General features: G+C 55.9%; 17 protein-coding genes and 4 pseudogenes. 4 read left to right on the top strand and 17 right to left on the bottom strand.

Annotation, left to right across the window (positions count from 1 at the left end; translation table 11 throughout):
* Positions 1-35: 35 nt before the first annotated feature.
* The 3 genes from QZ749_RS22675 to QZ749_RS22665 all read right to left on the bottom strand — a co-directional run bounded on the left by QZ749_RS22675 (position 36) and on the right by QZ749_RS22665 (position 3,231).
* Positions 36-767: a transcriptional regulator gene (locus QZ749_RS22675; protein WP_296951834.1), complete on the bottom strand. Its 732-nt coding sequence runs from the start codon at positions 765-767 to the stop codon at positions 36-38.
* A gap of 76 nt (positions 768-843) precedes the next feature.
* Positions 844-1,494, bottom strand: a complete 651-nt coding sequence (locus QZ749_RS22670) for a zinc ribbon domain-containing protein (protein ID WP_296951831.1) — start codon at positions 1,492-1,494, stop codon at positions 844-846.
* 216 nt (positions 1,495-1,710) lie between these two features.
* A complete protein-coding gene (locus QZ749_RS22665; protein WP_296951828.1) occupies positions 1,711-3,231 on the bottom strand; it encodes a PAS domain-containing methyl-accepting chemotaxis protein in 1,521 nt (506 codons plus the stop codon).
* Between the two features lie 304 nt (positions 3,232-3,535).
* On the opposite strand from QZ749_RS22665, the gene QZ749_RS22660 reads away from it, so the two are divergent.
* Positions 3,536-3,718, top strand: coding sequence for a hypothetical protein (locus tag QZ749_RS22660; protein ID WP_296951825.1), 183 nt, complete (start codon positions 3,536-3,538; stop codon positions 3,716-3,718).
* 94 nt (positions 3,719-3,812) lie between these two features.
* Here the strand turns inward: QZ749_RS22660 and QZ749_RS22655 are convergent.
* The 6 genes and pseudogenes from QZ749_RS22655 to QZ749_RS22625 form a co-directional block, all read right to left on the bottom strand.
* A pseudogene (locus QZ749_RS22655) lies at positions 3,813-4,319 on the bottom strand (DUF2199 domain-containing protein); the annotation flags it as partial.
* A 52-nt stretch (positions 4,320-4,371) separates the two neighbouring features.
* A pseudogene (locus tag QZ749_RS22650) lies at positions 4,372-5,212 on the bottom strand (Fic family protein); the annotation flags it as partial.
* A 63-nt stretch (positions 5,213-5,275) separates the two neighbouring features.
* Positions 5,276-5,545, bottom strand: coding sequence for a PAAR domain-containing protein (locus QZ749_RS22645; protein WP_296951821.1), 270 nt, complete (start codon positions 5,543-5,545; stop codon positions 5,276-5,278).
* Between the two features lie 421 nt (positions 5,546-5,966).
* Entirely contained in the window at positions 5,967-6,869 is a 903-nt protein-coding gene (locus tag QZ749_RS22640) for a hypothetical protein (protein WP_296951819.1), read from the bottom strand.
* 782 nt (positions 6,870-7,651) lie between these two features.
* A pseudogene (locus tag QZ749_RS22630) lies at positions 7,652-8,434 on the bottom strand (DUF4172 domain-containing protein).
* A 553-nt stretch (positions 8,435-8,987) separates the two neighbouring features.
* A complete protein-coding gene (locus QZ749_RS22625; RefSeq protein WP_296951817.1) occupies positions 8,988-9,359 on the bottom strand; it encodes a hypothetical protein in 372 nt (123 codons plus the stop codon).
* A gap of 698 nt (positions 9,360-10,057) precedes the next feature.
* On the opposite strand from QZ749_RS22625, the gene QZ749_RS22620 reads away from it, so the two are divergent.
* Both QZ749_RS22620 and QZ749_RS22615 read left to right on the top strand, forming a co-directional pair.
* The gene (locus tag QZ749_RS22620; protein ID WP_296951815.1) at positions 10,058-10,783 is read left to right on the top strand and encodes a hypothetical protein; all 726 of its coding nucleotides are present in this window, start codon (positions 10,058-10,060) and stop codon (positions 10,781-10,783) included.
* A complete protein-coding gene (locus tag QZ749_RS22615) occupies positions 10,783-13,071 on the top strand; it encodes a DEAD/DEAH box helicase (protein WP_296951812.1) in 2,289 nt (762 codons plus the stop codon). The genes QZ749_RS22620 and QZ749_RS22615 overlap by 1 nt, the downstream gene beginning before the upstream one ends.
* Positions 13,072-13,140: 69 nt before the next feature.
* Here the strand turns inward: QZ749_RS22615 and QZ749_RS22610 are convergent, their stop codons facing one another.
* A complete protein-coding gene (locus tag QZ749_RS22610) occupies positions 13,141-13,761 on the bottom strand; it encodes a recombinase family protein (protein WP_296951810.1) in 621 nt (206 codons plus the stop codon).
* A gap of 273 nt (positions 13,762-14,034) precedes the next feature.
* Here QZ749_RS22610 and QZ749_RS22605 point away from each other — a divergent pair, with 273 nt between their 5' ends.
* The gene (locus tag QZ749_RS22605) at positions 14,035-14,598 is read left to right on the top strand and encodes a hypothetical protein (protein ID WP_296951808.1); all 564 of its coding nucleotides are present in this window, start codon (positions 14,035-14,037) and stop codon (positions 14,596-14,598) included.
* Positions 14,599-14,849: 251 nt separating this feature from the next.
* Here QZ749_RS22605 and QZ749_RS22600 read toward each other — a convergent pair whose 3' ends face one another.
* The 7 genes and pseudogenes from QZ749_RS22600 to QZ749_RS22570 form a co-directional block, all read right to left on the bottom strand.
* Positions 14,850-15,473, bottom strand: coding sequence for a hypothetical protein (locus tag QZ749_RS22600; RefSeq protein ID WP_296951807.1), 624 nt, complete (start codon positions 15,471-15,473; stop codon positions 14,850-14,852).
* Positions 15,474-15,650: 177 nt separating this feature from the next.
* Positions 15,651-16,454: a hypothetical protein gene (locus QZ749_RS22595; RefSeq protein ID WP_296951804.1), complete on the bottom strand. Its 804-nt coding sequence runs from the start codon at positions 16,452-16,454 to the stop codon at positions 15,651-15,653.
* Positions 16,432-16,668, bottom strand: a complete 237-nt coding sequence (locus QZ749_RS22590) for a hypothetical protein (protein WP_296951800.1) — start codon at positions 16,666-16,668, stop codon at positions 16,432-16,434. Before QZ749_RS22590 ends, QZ749_RS22595 begins: the two co-directional genes overlap by 23 nt.
* Complete coding sequence (locus QZ749_RS22585; protein ID WP_296951797.1) at positions 16,665-16,841, bottom strand: hypothetical protein; 177 nt, start codon at positions 16,839-16,841, stop codon at positions 16,665-16,667. The genes QZ749_RS22590 and QZ749_RS22585 overlap by 4 nt, the downstream gene beginning before the upstream one ends.
* The gene (locus QZ749_RS22580) at positions 16,838-17,026 is read right to left on the bottom strand and encodes an AlpA family transcriptional regulator (protein WP_296952017.1); all 189 of its coding nucleotides are present in this window, start codon (positions 17,024-17,026) and stop codon (positions 16,838-16,840) included. The genes QZ749_RS22585 and QZ749_RS22580 overlap by 4 nt, the downstream gene beginning before the upstream one ends.
* Before the next feature lie 347 nt (positions 17,027-17,373).
* The gene (locus QZ749_RS22575; RefSeq protein ID WP_296951794.1) at positions 17,374-18,108 is read right to left on the bottom strand and encodes a site-specific integrase; all 735 of its coding nucleotides are present in this window, start codon (positions 18,106-18,108) and stop codon (positions 17,374-17,376) included.
* A gap of 98 nt (positions 18,109-18,206) precedes the next feature.
* Positions 18,207-18,310, bottom strand: a pseudogene (locus tag QZ749_RS22570) (IS5/IS1182 family transposase); the annotation flags it as partial.

Raw genomic sequence — 18,310 nt, 5'->3', positions numbered from 1 at the left:
CAAAACTGGCCCCCGGCCTTTGCCGGGGCGACGTGCTAACGGCGCAACGCCGTGAACCCCGCCGGCTCCCACTCGCGCAACGCCAGCAGCAAACCGCTGCCGCGCCGCTTCGGCAGCGGCGACGCCAGGCTTTCCTCGTGCAGCTCGGCGAAGCGGGCGCGCAGCTGGCGCAGTTCGGCCTGCATGCGCGCCAGCGCGCTTTCCGTCAGCATGCCGTGGGCGAAGGACAGCGCCTCGTCGGACTGTTCGAAGCGGCTGTCAAGGAAGTCGTCGAGGCCCTGCGTGCGGAAGAACAGGCGGATCGGCCCGTCCGGCAGCCAGTCGAAATCGCGCGCCACGTTCAGGCGGATGCGGTTGCCGGGCATCAGGGCGATCAGGTGCAGGCGGTCCAGGTGCAGCAGCTTTTGCAGGCACTCCGCCTCCGTCAGCCGGTACACGGCCAGGATGTCGGCCATGGTCCAGTGATTCAGCGCGCACACGGCGACCACCATCAGCTTGGTGTCGGAGACCAGTTCCCTTTCCTGGGCGTCGGTGAGCGTGCGCAGGCGCGACTCCGTCACCGCCGCCTCCTGCGCCAGCTCGGCCAGCGTGAAGCCGAGCATATTGCTGACCTGGACCAGGCGGTCGACGCCCAGCGTGTCCGACGTCAGCAGGCGCTTCACGCTGGCCTCGGACAGGTCCAGCACGGCGGCCACGTCGCGGTAGGTCTTCCCTTGCAGCTTGAGCTGGCGCTTGATGGTGGTGAGCAGTTGCGAGACTTCGGACATGGGACCTCGATGGCGTGGAACGATCTGTGCCGCACGATCGTAGCACGCCCGCCCGTACGAACGACCGGCCGCGCGCCTACGCCTGGCGCTGCCCGCACTCCGTGCAGAACTTCGTCCCCGGCTCCAGCATCGCCGGACACGCGCGGCATTGCACCTTCTGCGCCATCCGGAAGCCGCACTCGGGGCAGAACTTGGCGCCATGTGTCTCGGTGCTGCATTGCGGGCAGACCAGCTGCATGTCCTGGCGCACGTCGTGTCCCAGGCCGCGGCGCTGGCCTTCGTCGTTGGCGCGCTCGGACGCGCTGGCGACCTCGCCGCGCGCCCGCGCCTGCGTGATCGCCACCCTGACGTTGGGCGCGCAATCGAAGCACAGGCCGTTGGCGCCGTCGAAGCATTGCGCGCAGACGTAGTCGTGGCAGTTGCCGCAACGGTTGAAATGGCGCTTGCCGTCTTCCACTGCCTCGCGGAACGCACCGTCGCGCGCGCTGTGCCAGCCCGCCTCCGCCATGCTGTCGAGCACCGAGCCGGCATTGCCGAGGATGCCGCCGAACAGGCTGGCGCCCTTCTGCAGCCAGCCGCCGGCCTGGGCGCTGCGATAGGGCTTGAAAGCGGTGCGCCAGCGGTCCTGGCAGCGCTCGCAATAGAACTCGAACTGGAATCCGGCATCGACCCCGGTCGCGTTGCTGAGGTCGCGGACATTGCTGGCGAATTTGGTTTCGGCGGCCATTCGATTGCTTCCCCACAGGAAAAATGTCGCGCGATTATAGGCATGATTTCACGCGATGCGGCGCGCGCAACAGTCCGCCTGGCGCGTGCGCCGCGCCGGGACTACGCTAGGCCCGCGCTCAGTACTGCGGGCCGCCGGCGCGATCCGATCCCCTGCCCGCGGAGGTGCGACATGCAACGCCCACTTCTCTGCGCCGCCCTCGCCCTGGGCCGGCCGTCAGCGCATAGCCAGGCGGGCGGGCGCGCCGCGGCGCGTCAGGCGGAAGCTGTCGACGAGGTCGGCCAGGTGCGCCGCCTGCTCGCGCATGCGCTGCGCCACCGACGCCGCCGATTCCACCGCGGCGGCGCTCTCCTGGGTGATCTCGTCCATGCTCTGCACCGCCTGGGTGACCTGGGCGATGCCGTCGCTCTGCTCGCTGCTGGCCGTCTCGATCTGGCGCATCAGCAGCGCGCCCTGGCGCACCGCATCGACCAGGCGCGTGATCTGCCCGCCCGCCGCGTCGACCAGTTCGCCGCCGTCCTCGACGCCATGCATCGTCGTGTCGATCAGCCGGCGCACCTCGCGCGCGGCCTGCGCCGAGCGTTGCGCCAGCGTGCGCACCTCGGATGCGACCACGGCGAACCCCGCTCCCTGCGCGCCGGCGCGCGCCGCCTCGACCGCCGCGTTCAGCGCCAGGATATTCGTCTGGAACGCCAGGCCGTCGATGACGGCGATGATCTCGGTCATGCGGCGCGCGTTCTCGCGCACGCCGCTCATGGTGCGCACGACATTGCCCACCGCCTGCCCGCCCTGGCAGGCCGATTGCGAGACGTCGGTCATCAGGCGGCTGGCGTCCTGGGCCGACAGTGCGTTCTGCTGGACCGTGGCATTCATCTGCTGCATCGACGCCGCGGCTTCCTCTAGCGCGCAGGCCTGCGATTCGGTGCGCTGCGACAGGTGCCGGTTCTCTTCCACCATATCGCAGGCGGCGCGGCCGACGACCAGCGTCGATTCGCGGATCTGGCCGACCAGCAGCTTGATGTTCACCTGCAGCACGCGCAACTGGTTCGTCAGATGCCGGAACGCGGGCTCGCGCGGCGCGGGGATGGCCGAGGTCAGGTCGCCGGCGCTGATCTGCTGCATCTCGCGGCTCAGCGTCGCCAGCGTGCCATCGACGCGGCGCGCCAGGTAGCGCACGCCGGTACATCCGGCCAGTGCGAGGACGCTCCCGGCGATCCACGCTGCCAGGGTCATCCCGTCCTGCTTCAGTTCGAACACCAGGCCCAGCGCGACCCACTGCAGGAGCAGCAGGGCGAACAGCTTCTGGCCGAAGGTGATGCGCCCCAACAGCGCGCGCCAGGCGCCCTGGCGCCCGCGGACGGCGACGCCCTCCACGATGCGGACATCCTCGCCGGCGGCCAGCGCCGCATAGGCACTGCTCGCGGCCTGGACCTGCTCGCGCGTCGGCTTCATGCGGATCGAGGTATAGCCGACCACCCTGCCCTCGCTGACCAGCGGTGCGGCCTGCGCCTCGACCCAGTAGAAATTCCCATTCTTGCAGCGATTCTTGACGATGGCAGTCCAGGTCTTGCCGGCCTTGAGGCAGCGCCACATGTCGGCGAAGGCCGCGGGCGGCATGTCCGGATGGCGCACGATGTTCTGCGGCGCGCCCAGCAATTCCTCGGCGGAGAAGCCGCTGATCTGGATGAAGTCGGAGTTGACGTAAGTGATGTTTCCCTGCAAGTCCGTTTTGGACACCACGGCTTCGTGGTCCTTCAAGACGTACTCATTGTCTGTGACAGGCAAATTTCGACGCATGATTCTTGACGAAAAGTCGGCGGGGGTGGCGGCCGACAGTAAGGAAGCTGCGTTGTTTGGGCAGTTGGCAAGATTATATTGACATTAAGTTACTTTAACAATAAGTAACTTACATGATATTTGTAATAACAATTGAGCGCCGCCGTGGCGGAGACCTGCCCCCGCCAGCGAGGTCCGGTATCGGACGCCGTCCGGCGGCACCGGGTGCTACAGTGGGACCACGCCACTAACCGCGGAGGATGGCATGGACGACACGACCACTGTCACTGTGAACGGCCAGGTATACGAGATGGGAACGCCCGAGCGCGCGCAAGAGGCCAACGCGTGGGCCTACGCGCATCCGGGGGATGCGGGGCAGTTCCTGGACCACTTCCAGGATGCCCAGGTCATCGGCACGCCGGTGGGGTCGACGATGCGACAGCAATAAGTATGTGCGCTGCAGCGCGCCTGCTGCTGCGGTGACAGCCGATGGCGCGCGCCGGCGGGCATCGGCATGGACGACGCATTCCTCCAGTCGGCCATCAATCCCGCATATCGCATCCCTCGTCGACCGCATGGTCCCCATGTACCACGAGCGCATACAATTCGGCGACCCGCTGCACCGGGATGCCTTCGCGCTGCTCTACCGCCAACGGATGGTCGGTCGGTTCCAGTTCGATGAACGGCCGGAGGAAGTCGTCCCTGAGATGCACATGCGTCTTCAGGTTCACCGTGTCCGGATAGGGCGCAAGCGCAGTATTCAGCCACCCGAAGAAGGGACAGATGTGCGAGCGCTTCCCGGATTCATAGCAACCGAGCCATTGCTGAAAGCTCTGCTCTCTCAGCGACACCCAAACACCCCAGGAGAAAGGCTCGGACTCGCCCTGCACGGGAATCTCGAGACACCCGCGAACGAAGTACAGCGCCCCGTCGATGATGCACGAGTCCGCATCGAGCCGGCATCGCGCTTCGCGTTCACCTTCCGGCACGGCATAGTAACTCCACGGTGCGGCGGCATCGAGCGCCGGCATGCCTTGATGGACCTGGCCGCATCCCTTGCAATCGAATTCGAATGTCATGCGTCTCTTTCTGTATGACAGTTCAAGACGACGCTTGGCGTCGCACCAGATTGTAACTGGTACTCCGCCGCCTGCGCCGGAGCGCTGCAGGATGCCCAGTTCGACCAGCTCATTGATATCGCGTAGCGCGGTATCGGTCGATGATTCGGCGATTGCCGCCCACTTGCTGCTGGTGAGCTTGCCCTCGAAGCCGTCGAGGAGACGATTGATGATCTTGACTTGTCGCGCGTTGAGCGCCACGCCCGACACCCGTTGCCAGAAATGCGCCTTCTCCAGCACGGCATCGAGCGCATGGTGGGCCAGATCCACGGCCTCGCCGAGCATCCGAAGAAACCACAGCAGCCACTCGGTCACGTCCAGGCCAGCCTTTTGCGTCCGTTCGAGGATGTCGTAGTACGCCTTGCGCTCGCGCTGGATCTGCGCCGACAGGCTGTAGAATCGCTGTGGACTGCCATCGGCGCGCGCCAGCAGCAAGTCGCCGATGGCCCGCCCGATACGGCCGTTGCCATCGTCGAACGCATGCAGGGTAACAAACCACAGATGCCCAAGTCCAGCGCGAATCAGTGCCGGTTCAGCAGCTTGGGCCGGTGCGTTGCCCAGGCAAGGAAGCGTTCCATCTCGCCAGCCAGTCGTGGTGCCGGTGATGCTTCGTAATGAACGCGTTGCCGTCCCATGGGCCCGGACACCACTTGCATCGGACCGTGCGCATCGTCGCGCCACGTGCCGGTGCTGATCTTGCTCAGGCCGGAATAACCTGTCGGGAACAGCGCCGCATGCCAGGCGAACAGGCGCTCCCGCGTCAACGGCGATGTGCTGTTGATGGTGGCGTCGAGCACCATCTCGACCACGCCCTCGACGTATTTGTGACATTCACTGGCATTGGCGCGGTCCGATTCCTCGTCATCTGGTCGGCACGTCTGGCCTCACTATTGGGACATGCTGAAGTGCTTGAAGCTTGAGATGAGCTTTGCACCGCAGCTTAGTTCGTCGCCGTCGAAGGCTATTCTCTTGCCTTTGATGAGGTGGTGCGGGGACTCGGTCGTAATCGTGCAGTCATCGTGACCAGGGATGGGACAACTGCACTTGTCGCCCACGCACGCTACCGGCACGCCGTGAACTTTGAAGTGTGTGACACTACTGCTGACCACCTTGCCGCCGTGCGATTTGGCATCGCCCAACCGGATGACATTTCTCATTGCCTATCCCTCCGTTACCTATCCTGATGAAGCCAAGCGGACGTCGCTGCGGGCGCCTTCATTCAATGTGCGGAACCTAGTTCGCGAAGTGTTTGTATCATCGCCCAAGCGAACCACATCCCCATCAGCACGAGTGTACAAAGCACCCCAATGAAGGAACTGAGCCAATAGGTACGCAGCCGTAGATTATTCCTTTTTTGCGCAGTTAAAGTATCTTGGTTCGTAAATGCCGCGAAAAGAAGCCGCACTATTGCAATTCCAAACGGCAAAAAGAAGATGTAACTTCTTTCGGGCGAGATTGTGATTACAGCCAACCCGATTAAAAGCACGGCGCTTTGGTGAAGCGCGATAAATTTCTCATGAAAATTATTGAATCGTAGGGCCATAGCCACCTCAAAAAGATTTTATCGGGTAATGAATGCTATCTTTTACATAAGCTTTCATCGAATTCTTTTGGGGCGTTCTTGGAAGCGGCGTTAGCCCTTTGCAAATCGCTCTGCAAGACACGTAGTTGGGCGTCGGATACCTTGAGCGGGGTAATGCCTGTGAAGTCGACCTCCCAAGCCTCCTTTCGGTCAACCGCTACCCAACCCGCTCCTCGTTCCACTTGGTCAGAACTAAACTGAATCCCCGGCGGTGGATTGCGGCAGTCGTTGTAGGAAACCAAACCGAAGCTGTTATGGTCGGCGCTTTCTAATTTATCATCGCCGTAATAAACGGAATTTTGGTCACGCCCGAATTCCATCGTCGACTGAGACTCCACCTCAGTCCCATCTAACTCGAGAGCAAAAATTTGCCTGAATGTCTGCGCATCCGCGCCTTTAACAGGGTTGCTGCCACGTATTACCCAGCGACCATCTGTCGCGTAGTCAGCACTACGGCCGGCGATAGAACCGGGGACGCGGTGTAGATTTGCGATGTCGAGCGCTGGCACTAGTGAAAGTACTCTTTCCCCATCCGAGTTCCAAATGACATTTCCGTCACTCAAATATATTCCGCCGAGGTAATCCTGCAGTTTTTCCCAATTGACTGGTCCGTCAAGTTTAAGTAAGACAAACCTCTTGGGTACTCTAGAGCGTAGCCCTCGGGGAGGCAGAATTCCGCCATGGACTTCGCTAACCCGGTAGACTTCATTCCCGATTCGGGTATATTCGAGAAATCCGATATGCCGGGTTTCAAAACTACCCTTGCACTCGTAAAATGGGCCGTCTATAGGTCTAGAAGCGCTGTCCACCCACTCCACTGTGCAGACAGTTTCCGGGACAAACATGTAGTACGCCAGCACCAGAAAGAAGGTAAATATGCCGTAGAAAATTTTCGTCATACAATTCCTCAACCCTGTCTCGAATCGCTGGTCACGATGCCGCACAGGCGGCGCAGCCGGCCCCGGTCGGTGACGATTTGCAGCTCCGCAGGCACGCCGATGAAGTTCTTGAGGGGGAGCGTGGCACTGTCGGCAACGCACAGTACTCGGTACTCGAAGCCGCCACATATCGCTTCGTGCCCGATGACCTTCTGGGCCAGAAGCTGGCCCCCTTGTTGCCGCCTGCGTGGTCGAAGACAAGCCGAATCGGCCTGTTGTCGGTCGAAAGGAGGTACTGGGCCAGGTCGGCGATGCGCACATTGTCAAACTCTGCCATCTGTCGCTCTTTCTAATGGCCTCCATGTTCCTCTACATATGGAGTGGACTATGTTTGTTCTTTTTCCAAGTAGGAAATGTTGACTTTCATCTACGGTTCGAGCACAAAAAAGGAAGGATTATTGATGCGGCAACCGCTCCGCATGCTGCGACGCCGCAAGTTGCAGACTCATCCGACCGATAGACGGCATGAGTCGCGACGCAGTCGGCTAAACACCCAGTGTCAGTTTGTGTACCAATAGTATCTGTCAGGAAATTTTGTGCGTTGCTCGGGCGCAGTTACTGGACTGGATCCAGAAAAGATGAGCTGGAAGCGACGGAAGTAGTGCAAGTAGAAGGACGGGCACGACGCGTGCAGCACATCAGTTCGATTAACTGTAGGATTAATCCTACCTCATCCGCAGTTGGACTTCCACCAGTTTCGTCATGACGAAATTTCGACGCCGCCAACATAGCTGGCACCGGCATCAATCCACGCCAACTTGTCCCAATACTCCGGGCAGCGGAGACGCTGGCCGTCGCACCAAGTCATAGTTGGTGCTGCGCCCGCCAGCAACAGACCGCTGCAGAATACCCAGTTCGACCAATTCGTTGATATCGCGTAGCGCAGTATCGGTAGATGACTTCGCGATTGCTGCCCACTTACTACTGGTGAATCAGTGCTGGCTCGGCCAGGGCCGGTGCGTTGACCCATGCGAGAAAGCGCGCCATTTCCCTCGTCAGTCGCTGCGCAGGCGGAGCTTCGTAGTGGACGCGTTGCCGTCCCATGGGCCCGGACACCACCTGCATCGGACCGTGCGCATCGTCGCGCCATGTACTAGTGCTGATCTTGCTCAGGCCAGAGTAGCCGGCCGGGAACAGAGCCGCATGCCAGCCGAACAGGCGTTCCTGCGTCAGCGGCGATACGCCGTTGATGGTGGCATCGAGCACCATCTCGACCACGCCCTCCACGTGCCGGTCCACTAGCGCCAGTGAACCGATCTCGACACCAAGACGACGCGCAATGGATGAGCGCACCGAGGCGACGTTCAGATGTTCGCCTTCGATTTCGCTGATCTTAAGTACGTCGTCAGTCAGTGCGGCGAGACTGGCCTGGTCGCGCAGGCCAAGGCCGATGTCGGCGGGCTGGCCGAGGAGCCCCCCTGCCTTTGGCTGACTTGCGCAAGCGGAGATACCAGCGCCGTGAGGTCATAGCGCCAGTTCGGCCAGTCGGGGGCCTGCAAGATGTATTTGCAATCACCGCATTTCATGCGGTGATTGTACGGGGTTATCGCCGCACCCCCACTGCGTAAATGGTCACTTCCAATCGTACGACGCAGCCCGAATCACCGAGTCAACTGCATGCCCATCCAGTGACGGGTACGTACTTCCCAGCTTTTGGCGAACCAACTCATGAGATGCCTTGGGCCCGGGTCCCGCCCAATGTTCAGCATCAGTGGCTTCAGCCCAAATGTCCTTAATGAGCTGCATTTCAGAATTTGGGATACCCGGAGTCGCCAGCACCTTATGGATGTACTCCCACGGTCGCTCCCATTCGTGAAAGCTTCCGAGGATTTCGTTCACGCGCCTCATGTCTGCCATCGCTGATCTCCGTGGTTAATTTACAAGATCATTTTGGTGCTCAGTAGGGGCCGCTCTCGGCCGGACTCAGCAGTCCGCCAAACCCCAGTGTAGGGCCGCCGTTCCCTCCAAGGCAAGCACTTAGTCTTGTTAGGCAGACGCGCGAGCACGGGTCACGCAGTCAATCCTGCGACCATGTCACGGTACCCAACGGTAGCTCTTGATGGGGCGCGTGGACAGTACTTACACGGAGTCGAACTGAAGCGCACAATAGTGCGCCCACGCCTGCATGAGCAAAACGCTCTTGACGAGGGCCATGTCCACCTCAGCCACCGGCAGCGTACCGATGATGGGACTTACGTAGGCCGCAATCGTGGTCTCCAACTGCGCCGCATGCTTGGCGCTCTTCCAGCTACCGCGGTGTGCCGAGAGGTAAGCTGAGGCGCATTCGTCGAAGGTGACACGCTTGCCCTGCTGGTGCACATACTCCGCCCTGGCCTTGTCACGCTCCTCGATGGGATCGCGCTTTTCCAGCAGCACGGGGCGGCATGCCTTCGCCTTCTCGCGCGCCAGCGCCAGCGCCAGATCGACGGCGTAACAGGAACCGAGCCCCATCTCGCGGCGCCTGCCGCAAAAGTCTTAGCGGAAGATCCAGCTTTTGGCGCCGCGCTTCGACACCTGCAGCCAAAGCCCGGCGCCGTCGCTATACATGCCAAGCCGTGTCACTTAACGGACCTTGATCGCGGAAAGCTTGTTGATCGTGTAGCTCATCGGTGTCTACCACCTTCCGGCGTGGTCTCCGCCAAGATTTTCACTCTTGAAACAACCCGTATTCCTACACACCCCTCCTGCGTCGATGTGGGTAGATTCTAGTGGCCATCGGTGGACACCGATTTTGACTTTTCTCCTATGAGGAGACGAAAAAAAGCCCCAACTTGTGGGGCTCTTGTTCAGTATGCTTGGCGGAAGCGGTGTCCGCCATTTGACAAGCTAAGTCTTTGATCTTGCTAAAGTTTTTAATCCTCGAGCAAACCTACCCACACTTCAACCCACAACACTGACATCCGTTCAGCGCCCGACCTGTCGTCTCCGTTAAGGACATCGTCCGTATCACGTAGTTCACGCTTCCTCACCCGTACAGCGCCCTTCAATATCGCTTGCCTGCGGCCCTCAGCATTTATAGGTCAGTGCGACACAACGAGTGATGCATTTTGTAAACGTTATTTCTAGACAATTTGATCACTCTGCTGCATTCTAGTTGTTAATGAATCACTGCATGAGGTTAAGTCGACGTATCGCGACGAGATTATTGTATGAGTGTAACTTTTCAAACACAAACAGTCGACGCTGTCTGGGGGTGCGCATATCAGCAGGTCGTCGATTCGCCCGGTCTGCCGAATGTCAAATTATGCTTCGTCGAAGTCACAAACCTGCCTGCGTTTGCCGCAGTGATTACGCGCGGTGTACTTGATAAATCATGGATAACGAGTCTCGACCCAATCGTACAGAAGGCTTACGACAGGACCGTAACTCAAACTGCGAACAAACTGGTCAGTATTTTTCAGGCCACCAGCGCTACGGGCACACTCGGAGCAGACTTTGGCGAGTTGATGGTATCAATGGGATCAGCATATGCGCTAGAAAAAATATTCTCGCATTTGAGGATTCCCATTGCAGAGTTATGGAAACCAAAATTAAGCCAAAACGAGGGATTTGACTTTCATACAACTTGCCCTGCTAACATGGTCAACTTTGGCGAGGCGAAATATTCCAGCAACACAAATTCTTATACGTTAGCAATATCGCAAGCGGAAGATTTTATTGATGACGAAAAGCATTTCCGCGACGCAGTGCACCTCATGCACCTAGTAGACGGAAATTGCGTTACAAATCTAGACAATCAGCAGTTCGGGATCGTGGCAGCATTTTCGATTCAAGGGAAAAATCCCGACAAAATCTTCGCCAACGCAGCCAAATCTGCAGCCACTTTAGCAGCAAAAAATAAGGTGACTAACATATATTTGGTTGGAGTTAGATAATGGCAGAATCCAAGATCACCCGAATAAAAGAATCGGAGACCGTTTTACAAGACATCTCCGATCTGATTGAACAACTTCATCTAAAAGGTCCAATAAGCTCCGATATCCTTGAGGACATCGCACTATATAAAGAATTTCACCCAAAGTCGTTTGCCTTGGCGGAGCAAAGAATTATTTCCGCAATGGGTCTTTTTTATAAGATTCAGACGCCTCAAGACTTATATACGTTTATGATGGCAGCGGTTGGTGATGACTACAAAGAAAAATATGGAAAACCGCTGACACCTGTTCAAGCGAGCGTACGCAGAGCGCTGGACGACAAGCAGTTTATTTCGATATCAGCACCAACAAGTGCTGGGAAATCCTATTCGATACGAGACTTTATTTCCGAGCAGGACGGCGACGCTGTAGTGATTGTTCCCTCTAGGGCATTAATAGCAGAATATATCTCATCGATGCGACGCGGCTTCGGGTCATCAAAGGAGATAATGGTTTCTCCCTTCGTCGACTCCGTATTCAAAAAAAGAAAACTCCGGTATATTTTCGTATTAACACCTGAGCGAGCGCGTGAGCTTTTCACGCAAACAGAAAACTTCAATATTTCGGTGTTTTTTCTAGACGAAGCTCAGATGTCAGAAGAAAAAGGCCGCGGCGTTATTTTTGATGTTCTGGTGCGAAGGATACAAAAGCGTTTTCCAAGTGCAAAGATTATTTTTGCGCACCCTTTCGTCGACAACCCAGAAGCTCAGTTCAAGAAGCACAGTATTGATGAGTCTAAAAGCTATGCCAGGTCCTATACCCACGGCACCGTTGGAAAAATAAGCATTTTTAAGCACAAAAACGGGCGCGACTTCTACTTCTCCCCTTTCGTTAAGAAGGGCCACCTACTATCAAATTGCGAGGAGTTTGACGGCGGCTTCGCGCAGTTCGCCTTTAACGAAAAACACTCGATATTAATTTTTGTCTCGAAAGCGTCTATCTATAACGGAAAGTTCTTGATACCGTTCCAAGAGTACATTGACGCCTTTCCGAACGTCACTGACACACGTGCGCTAGAAATAATCAAGGCCGTTGAACATGCGTTAGGTGCGGACCACAACGACCACCGATCAAGCCTCGTCGCGTTGCTTAGGAAAGGAGTAGTCATCCATCACGGCTCAGTTCCGTTAGATGTACGGTTCCTTGTCGAAGATTTCATTCGTGAAAAGCACGCCCGCGTTTGCTTCGCAACAAATACCTTGGCTCAGGGCGTAAACATGCCCTTTGACATTGTCTGGCTACACAGCATGCGTATTAACGGCGATGAGGCGACCGATAGATCGTTATCGTTTAAAAACTTAACAGGCCGCGCGGGGAGATTGTCATCTGAGCAGCAGTTTGACTTTGGCTATGTTTTTACTTCCAATCCAGCGCTTTACGCCGAGCGAATTAATGACTCCTACGTTTTAAGCGAAACTTCATTAATCGATGAAGATTTTTCGGGTCAGACAGAAGATTCAAAAGAACTTATCGATTCGATCCGAGGTAACACGTTCGATGATGAACACAACCTGCCACAGACAAAGGTAGAGCGGCTATCAAAGCCGAGTATCATTTCGGCCTGTCGTAATATCTTAGATCTACTCTATGCCGAAAATACAATACGTGACAGTATCGAAGGCGAGGAAAAGCGCGACCTACGTGAATCTATCAAAAAGTGCCTACAGTCGATTTATCAAGAAGCAATTAATCGTGAGCTTTATTATGGTGAAGAGGCTGTCTTCAGGACGGCTATTACTATTTTCTTGTTAGCGATTGGCGGGCGTACGTTCCGCGAAATTGCCGGAATCAGGTACAGTAAAATTTCCCGAAGAAATTCCGGTCACAAAGGGGAAGCAGATTTTGCTCAACCGGCGGAAAGCTTACCAAACAGTGAGCTAAAGCGGCGTTTCTCTATGTTCGCCGGAGTGGCGGCAAATGACGTCAGTTACGATGCTGTCGTGTTTGACACATATGATTATATGGACAAGGTCGTCTCTTTTTCGTTGTCTGATATATTCATGGCGGCCTTCAAGATTTATAGAACTAAAACCCAGGACTCGCGAGCTAGCAAGATGCTGGAACTGCTGCGCTATGGAACGAATAACGTTGACCACATTTTGTTGATGCGGTATGGCTTTCCTCCGGAAAGCGTGGCACAAATTATTCCTTACATTCAATTTGTGACCGAGAATGAAATCGTGTTTCGGACTGAGATATCTTCAGCGCCGCAACATATTCTCGACCTTGTTGAATGGTACCTCCCGTAAATCGCTATGACGTCGTTACCGGCTTAAGCTCGCAACTAATCTTACAAGACCGCTATTTTCAAGATTAGCTTATGCACTTAGCGTTTTCAGCAGTGCAGCCTGTTTTGCAACAGTGCCACGACTGCAGCCTACCAGCGCCATAATTTCACTCCAACTCGACAAGCCCGCTTTGAGATGTTTTTGAATCAGAGCGTTGCGCTCAGTGTCTTCGGAACGGCCCCGGTACTTACCGGCGGCCTTCGCCTTTTCTACGCCCTGCGCCGCGCGCTGGCGACGACTCACATAGTCTTTGCGTGCAATCGCCGCGAGCATATCCAACATCATATTGTTGATCGCATCAAACATGCGAGCCGTGGTCTCGTCTGTGCCAGTCATCATCCAAGAGGTTGGCAGATCTAAGGCCACAATTTTGATATGCTTTTCGTTGAGCGATTGCTTCAACTTAGCCCAATCAAACTCATTTAGGCGGGACAGGCGGTCTACCTGTTCAACCAGAAGGATATCCCCAGCAGACGCATCCGCGATTAGTTCAAACAATGCCGGTCGGTGCAACGATGCGCCGCTTTCGTTCTCGATGTAAAACGCCGCAATCTTCAAGCCACGTTCAGCTGCGAAGACTTCCAGTTGCGCCTTGGCGCGGGTAGCATCTTGTTCTTTGGTTGAGGCACGGAGGTAAGCGCGTACAAACATATTCTTTAGTTCCGGAGTGACAAGTTTAAGTAAGTATATTATAAGTGGTCTATTAATACTGGTCTAGTACAAGTGGTTCATTTTGTTTCTCTGCCCAGCCCTAGGCCGGTTTGGAATGGTTCAGTTAGGGCATACCCAAAATGAACTGGTTAACCATTAGGTCTTTCTGCTTAAGGAGTGGATAATCATGCTCAACCGCAGCAGCGCCCGCAGCTCTTGTAGCGGGGTGGCTGGGTTAAATTTTTATAAATAGCTAGCGATGGGGGAAATGATATGACTGATGAGGAATACAGCCAGGCCGACAGAATTTTTTGCGAAATCGGCCGATTCGCTGTTAAGTTTGAACACGTTGTCATGTCGATTGGATGGGGCATTACCTTTCTTCTCCATAGCCAAGGTCTGAAAAATCAGCAGCTAGCGCATATCATTTTGGCCGAGCTAACTGCCTATCCTGCAAAGAGTATCTTACAGGCCATGATCGCAGAGGTTGCAGAGCTTGACGATCAGGATCGATCGATCACTGACAAAATTTTCAAGCGCGTGCAAAGTCTTATCGAGACTCGTAACGATCTCGTCCATAGCGTCACTATGGTAGGCGCTAGGGGCGAGGATGATCCTACGTTTAGGGCGGATAGCCATAAACTGACCAGGGGGCGAAAAGGCGCAGGGGTTAAGTCGAGCCAGAACTCGGTTCAAACCTTGAAGGCTTTGTCGGAAGAGTGTACGGCTGTTGACGATCTAATTAACCGTCTATGGACTACCGTGGCAAGTGGCGAAAAGGTTTCTAGTCAGTTTATTCTCAATGGTGACACTGTAATCCTCTATCCAAAGACTTGATGCACATGACCTGAATATTCTGGCAGCGCAGCTCGAAACCCGACAAACTACGGACAACATCTAGTCTGTATTCTCAATGATGTTCAGTTGAAGACAGCAACAGGTTGCACGGCCACATTCTTATAGTTGTCGAATTTTATATAAGCATTGGTTTGCCAAGTGGTCGGGCTAATTGACGAAGGGGATCAGGCCCAAGCCCTTTTTTTCTAAGACTACCTACCCTCTGCAGAGGGTCGCACCAGGCAGGGCCGTTAAGACAGATATTTTTGCAGGAAAGGAAATTCCGGGAGGCACGCTGCCCGTAGGCTTTGAGCGATCTCTTCATCGCCTTGTGCATGTGGCCAGATGCCGAGGTAATAATTTCGACCGTCTTCTCTTGCAAATACGATCCATTCGCCGGTCAGTCGGTTGTTGTCGGCGCGCTGTGTAATGGTATCGACGATAGCCCTAGTTGTAACCTCGTCCAACATTTCCTGAGTAACAGTCTTACCCATGTGCGGACCAAAGACCTCTTCAGCGATTTTGCTGAGTCCATTTTTCCCAAGTTGGTTCAGGATGTTGTGGGCCATTGCGCTAGGTAGTGGCGGTAGGAAATGTTTATGCCACAGGCCCTGCAAGTGCTGACCTCGAAACTCGGTCTCCGGCTTGGTGAATGAAGGGCCTTTCCCTTCCAAAGCTTTCAACTCCACGATGACGTGCGCGGGATCGATCCCTTGAATCTCACTCATAAGCAATAAGTTAAGCACGAACAGCGAGCTGTAGCGTCCGTCCGCGATCCTGTCTAGCTCATATATCGAAGCGAAGGCGTTCAATTGAGCCGAGGTAATGTAACGGGTCTGGTCGCCCAAGCGAACCCTGATATTCAGGTCATTCATAGCTAAATTGTGGTCTTGTCGAGAGCAGACGCTATCACGAACAGGTAACGGAAGGGTATGCAGCCGGATAAAAAGTGCATACCCTTACTGTGGGGTGAAGTGCATACCCTTAAAGCCCGCATCAATACTAGCTTCGCAGGGTAGCACCGCCCCACCCCTTTTCGTAGAAAAGGGGGACTACCCTGTGAGACAGTACAAAGGTTGATTCTTGACCGCAGGTCCGAATGCTCTCCATGCTTCTCGCGCCAATGCGACCTGTTTTCCCAAGTTCTGCCGAGCTACTTGCTCACCGTACAGGTTGCCATATTGCCGAGCCGCAGCGGTTTCACTTCCGTCTGCCAGTAAGTAGAGCTTCCACATTGCGTACCGCCGTTTTGCGACTTCCTCGGGGGTTTTCGAGCCAGACCTGTCCGGCTTGGCTCTAGCATGGTCAAGAATGGCTTTCAAGTATTCTGCATGCCTTTTCAGCGGGTGCAACCGTGCAATCTGCCCAGCTGTTTTTATCGTCATGAGATCCTGCCTATCCCGATCAGAAAGCAGCAAACCTTTGGAAAAATATGCGGCGCCCAAGCCCTGCTTGAAAGCAAAGAGGTACGCCTTAACGGTTGACATGTGCCACGTTTCGTAAACCCCAGCGAACCAGCGCTGCCAGTTCTTGTAAGCCGGTTTATGGCCCGGATTGCGACGTGTGAACCAGTAGATATCAGCCAGCCAAGTCACGTATTCGATTTGCGTTGATTCTTGATTTACCGGCCAACGGAATGCTGGCGGCACTTCACGCCGGTCCAGTTCCTCATGAATTTGCCAAAGCAAAAGCGGGTCCGTGGTTGTCTCGATACGAGCGACGAGTGTCTTGGATTCCTGTGTATGTATGTCGGTTGCAGCCGCCTGGAAAATGGCCCAAGCGGCTGCGCTCGTCTTTCGTTCGGTCAGTAGCTGTGGAATGCTCTTGATAACATCAAACGATGGATGCTCGTGCATGATCGTGGATGCTACCGCCGGACTCAGCATCTTCGCTGCACGGATGCACTACCATTGCATCACCGGACACAGGATCTGCAATGACCAGGATGTCAGCGCCATCACGCTCGCATACATAGGTTTGCGATAACCCAGGGCCTTCCAGCGTCGCCAAAATGTTCGCTTCGCGCAGGGTTTCAGCAAGTGTTCCGTGAGAGATCATTGCTACGTTCATTGTGCTTCATCCGTCCTGTATTCGTTACTAAAATACTTTTCGCGTTGCGCCTGCTTTGCGCGGTGCGCTGCCAATTGAACGGCAGTTGGATACGGGTCGTTGCTCCCTATCGCCGCCCAGATGACTTCCGCCATATGGTCATGCGATTCAACTTCGTGCATAGCGGCGCTCATACATGCACTCCCTTCCGGCTGGCTTCTATACGTGAAGCCAACCAAGCATCTATGTCACTTTCGACCCACGCCACAGCCCGTTCCGATAGCCTTACTGGTGCTGGGAACTCGCCTCGTTTGATAGCGGCATAGATGCTGGAGCGGCCGAGCGACACCCGGTCTTTTACGGTGGGAAGACGGAGCATAGTAACGCCGCCTTGAGTTGGTTGTTTCATATCGTTTCCTACAATCCTACTGTGTGTCTAAGTAATGGATGACTTACTAGTCACAGCCCATTATAGTCATCGATTTTTATCGTTCGCCGGTCTTTGAGGCTTTCTACTAAACTTTTTCAGCCGACTGCTTCGCTCCGAATTGTTGTCACGGTTGCCATGGAAGGGACAACTCCGCAGTAGTCAGCCCACGCCTGCATCAGCATGGCACGTTTGGCTAACAGATCGCCGCGCCTGTACGCCGCCTCAACCTTGTTCGGCAACGTGTGCGCAAGCGACTGCTCGATCACCTCATGCGGGAACGAGTTGGTAAGCGATTCCTAACACCAGTCACGGAAGGTTGAGCGAAAGCCGTGCACGCTGATATCTTCGCGCCCCATCCGACGCAGTACAGCGGTCAAAGTCATGTCCGATTGGGGGCTGTCAGCCTTCCGCCCCGGGAACACCAGCGCCCCTGTCCGTGGCATGCTGCCGAGCAGCGCCAGCGCAGCAGACGAGAGCGGGACGCGGAACTCTTGCTTACTCTTCATCCGGCTTGCTGGAACGGTCCAAACGCGCCGATCGAAGTCGATCTCGACCCAGCGCGTACCGCGAACGCTACCCGACCGGACCCCGGTTAAGATTAAGAATTCGAGGGCGCGCGCTGCCGTTCCGGGCCTTGTCCGTAGCTCTGCCATAAACGCGCCAATTTCCTGCCATGGCAAGGCTGGATGGTGTACTACCGGCGCTATCTTGTTCGGGTTGGCTAGCACGTTCTCAAGGTGGCCGCGCCAGCGTGCCGGGTTCTCGCCAGTGCGGTACTTGCTGACCGTTGCCCAGTCCAGGATATTTTCGATTCGACCTCGCAGACGAGTCGCTGTTTCAGTCTTCGTCTGCCAGATCGGACTAAGCACCTTGACGACAAGCGGCGTGTCCACTTCCGCAACCGGCAATGCGCCAATGATCGGGCTGGCATAGGTCGCAAGCGTGTTTTCCCACTGGCTTACGTGCTTGGGATTGCTCCAGCTTCCGCGATGGGCCGCAATGTACGCCGCCGCGCACTGGTCGAACGTCATCAGGCGCGCCCTATCAAGCGCCGCTGCCAACTTGGCTGACCGCTTCAACTCCAACGGGTCTTTCCCTTCGTGCAGGGCTAGGGCGTGTCTGACTGAGTTCAGAGGAGCCATAGGATAATTGTCGCTACAAGCACGGCTGTAAAAAAATTATGGCCGCGCTTGTCATAGCGCGTTGCTATGGCCCGGAAGTCCTTCAATCGAT

This window comes from uncultured Massilia sp. (genome assembly GCF_913773735.1).
In the GTDB taxonomy this organism is placed as follows: domain Bacteria; phylum Pseudomonadota; class Gammaproteobacteria; order Burkholderiales; family Burkholderiaceae_D; genus Telluria.
Note: the sequence above shows the minus strand (reverse complement) of the source record. Positions and strands in the feature narration are given on the sequence as shown.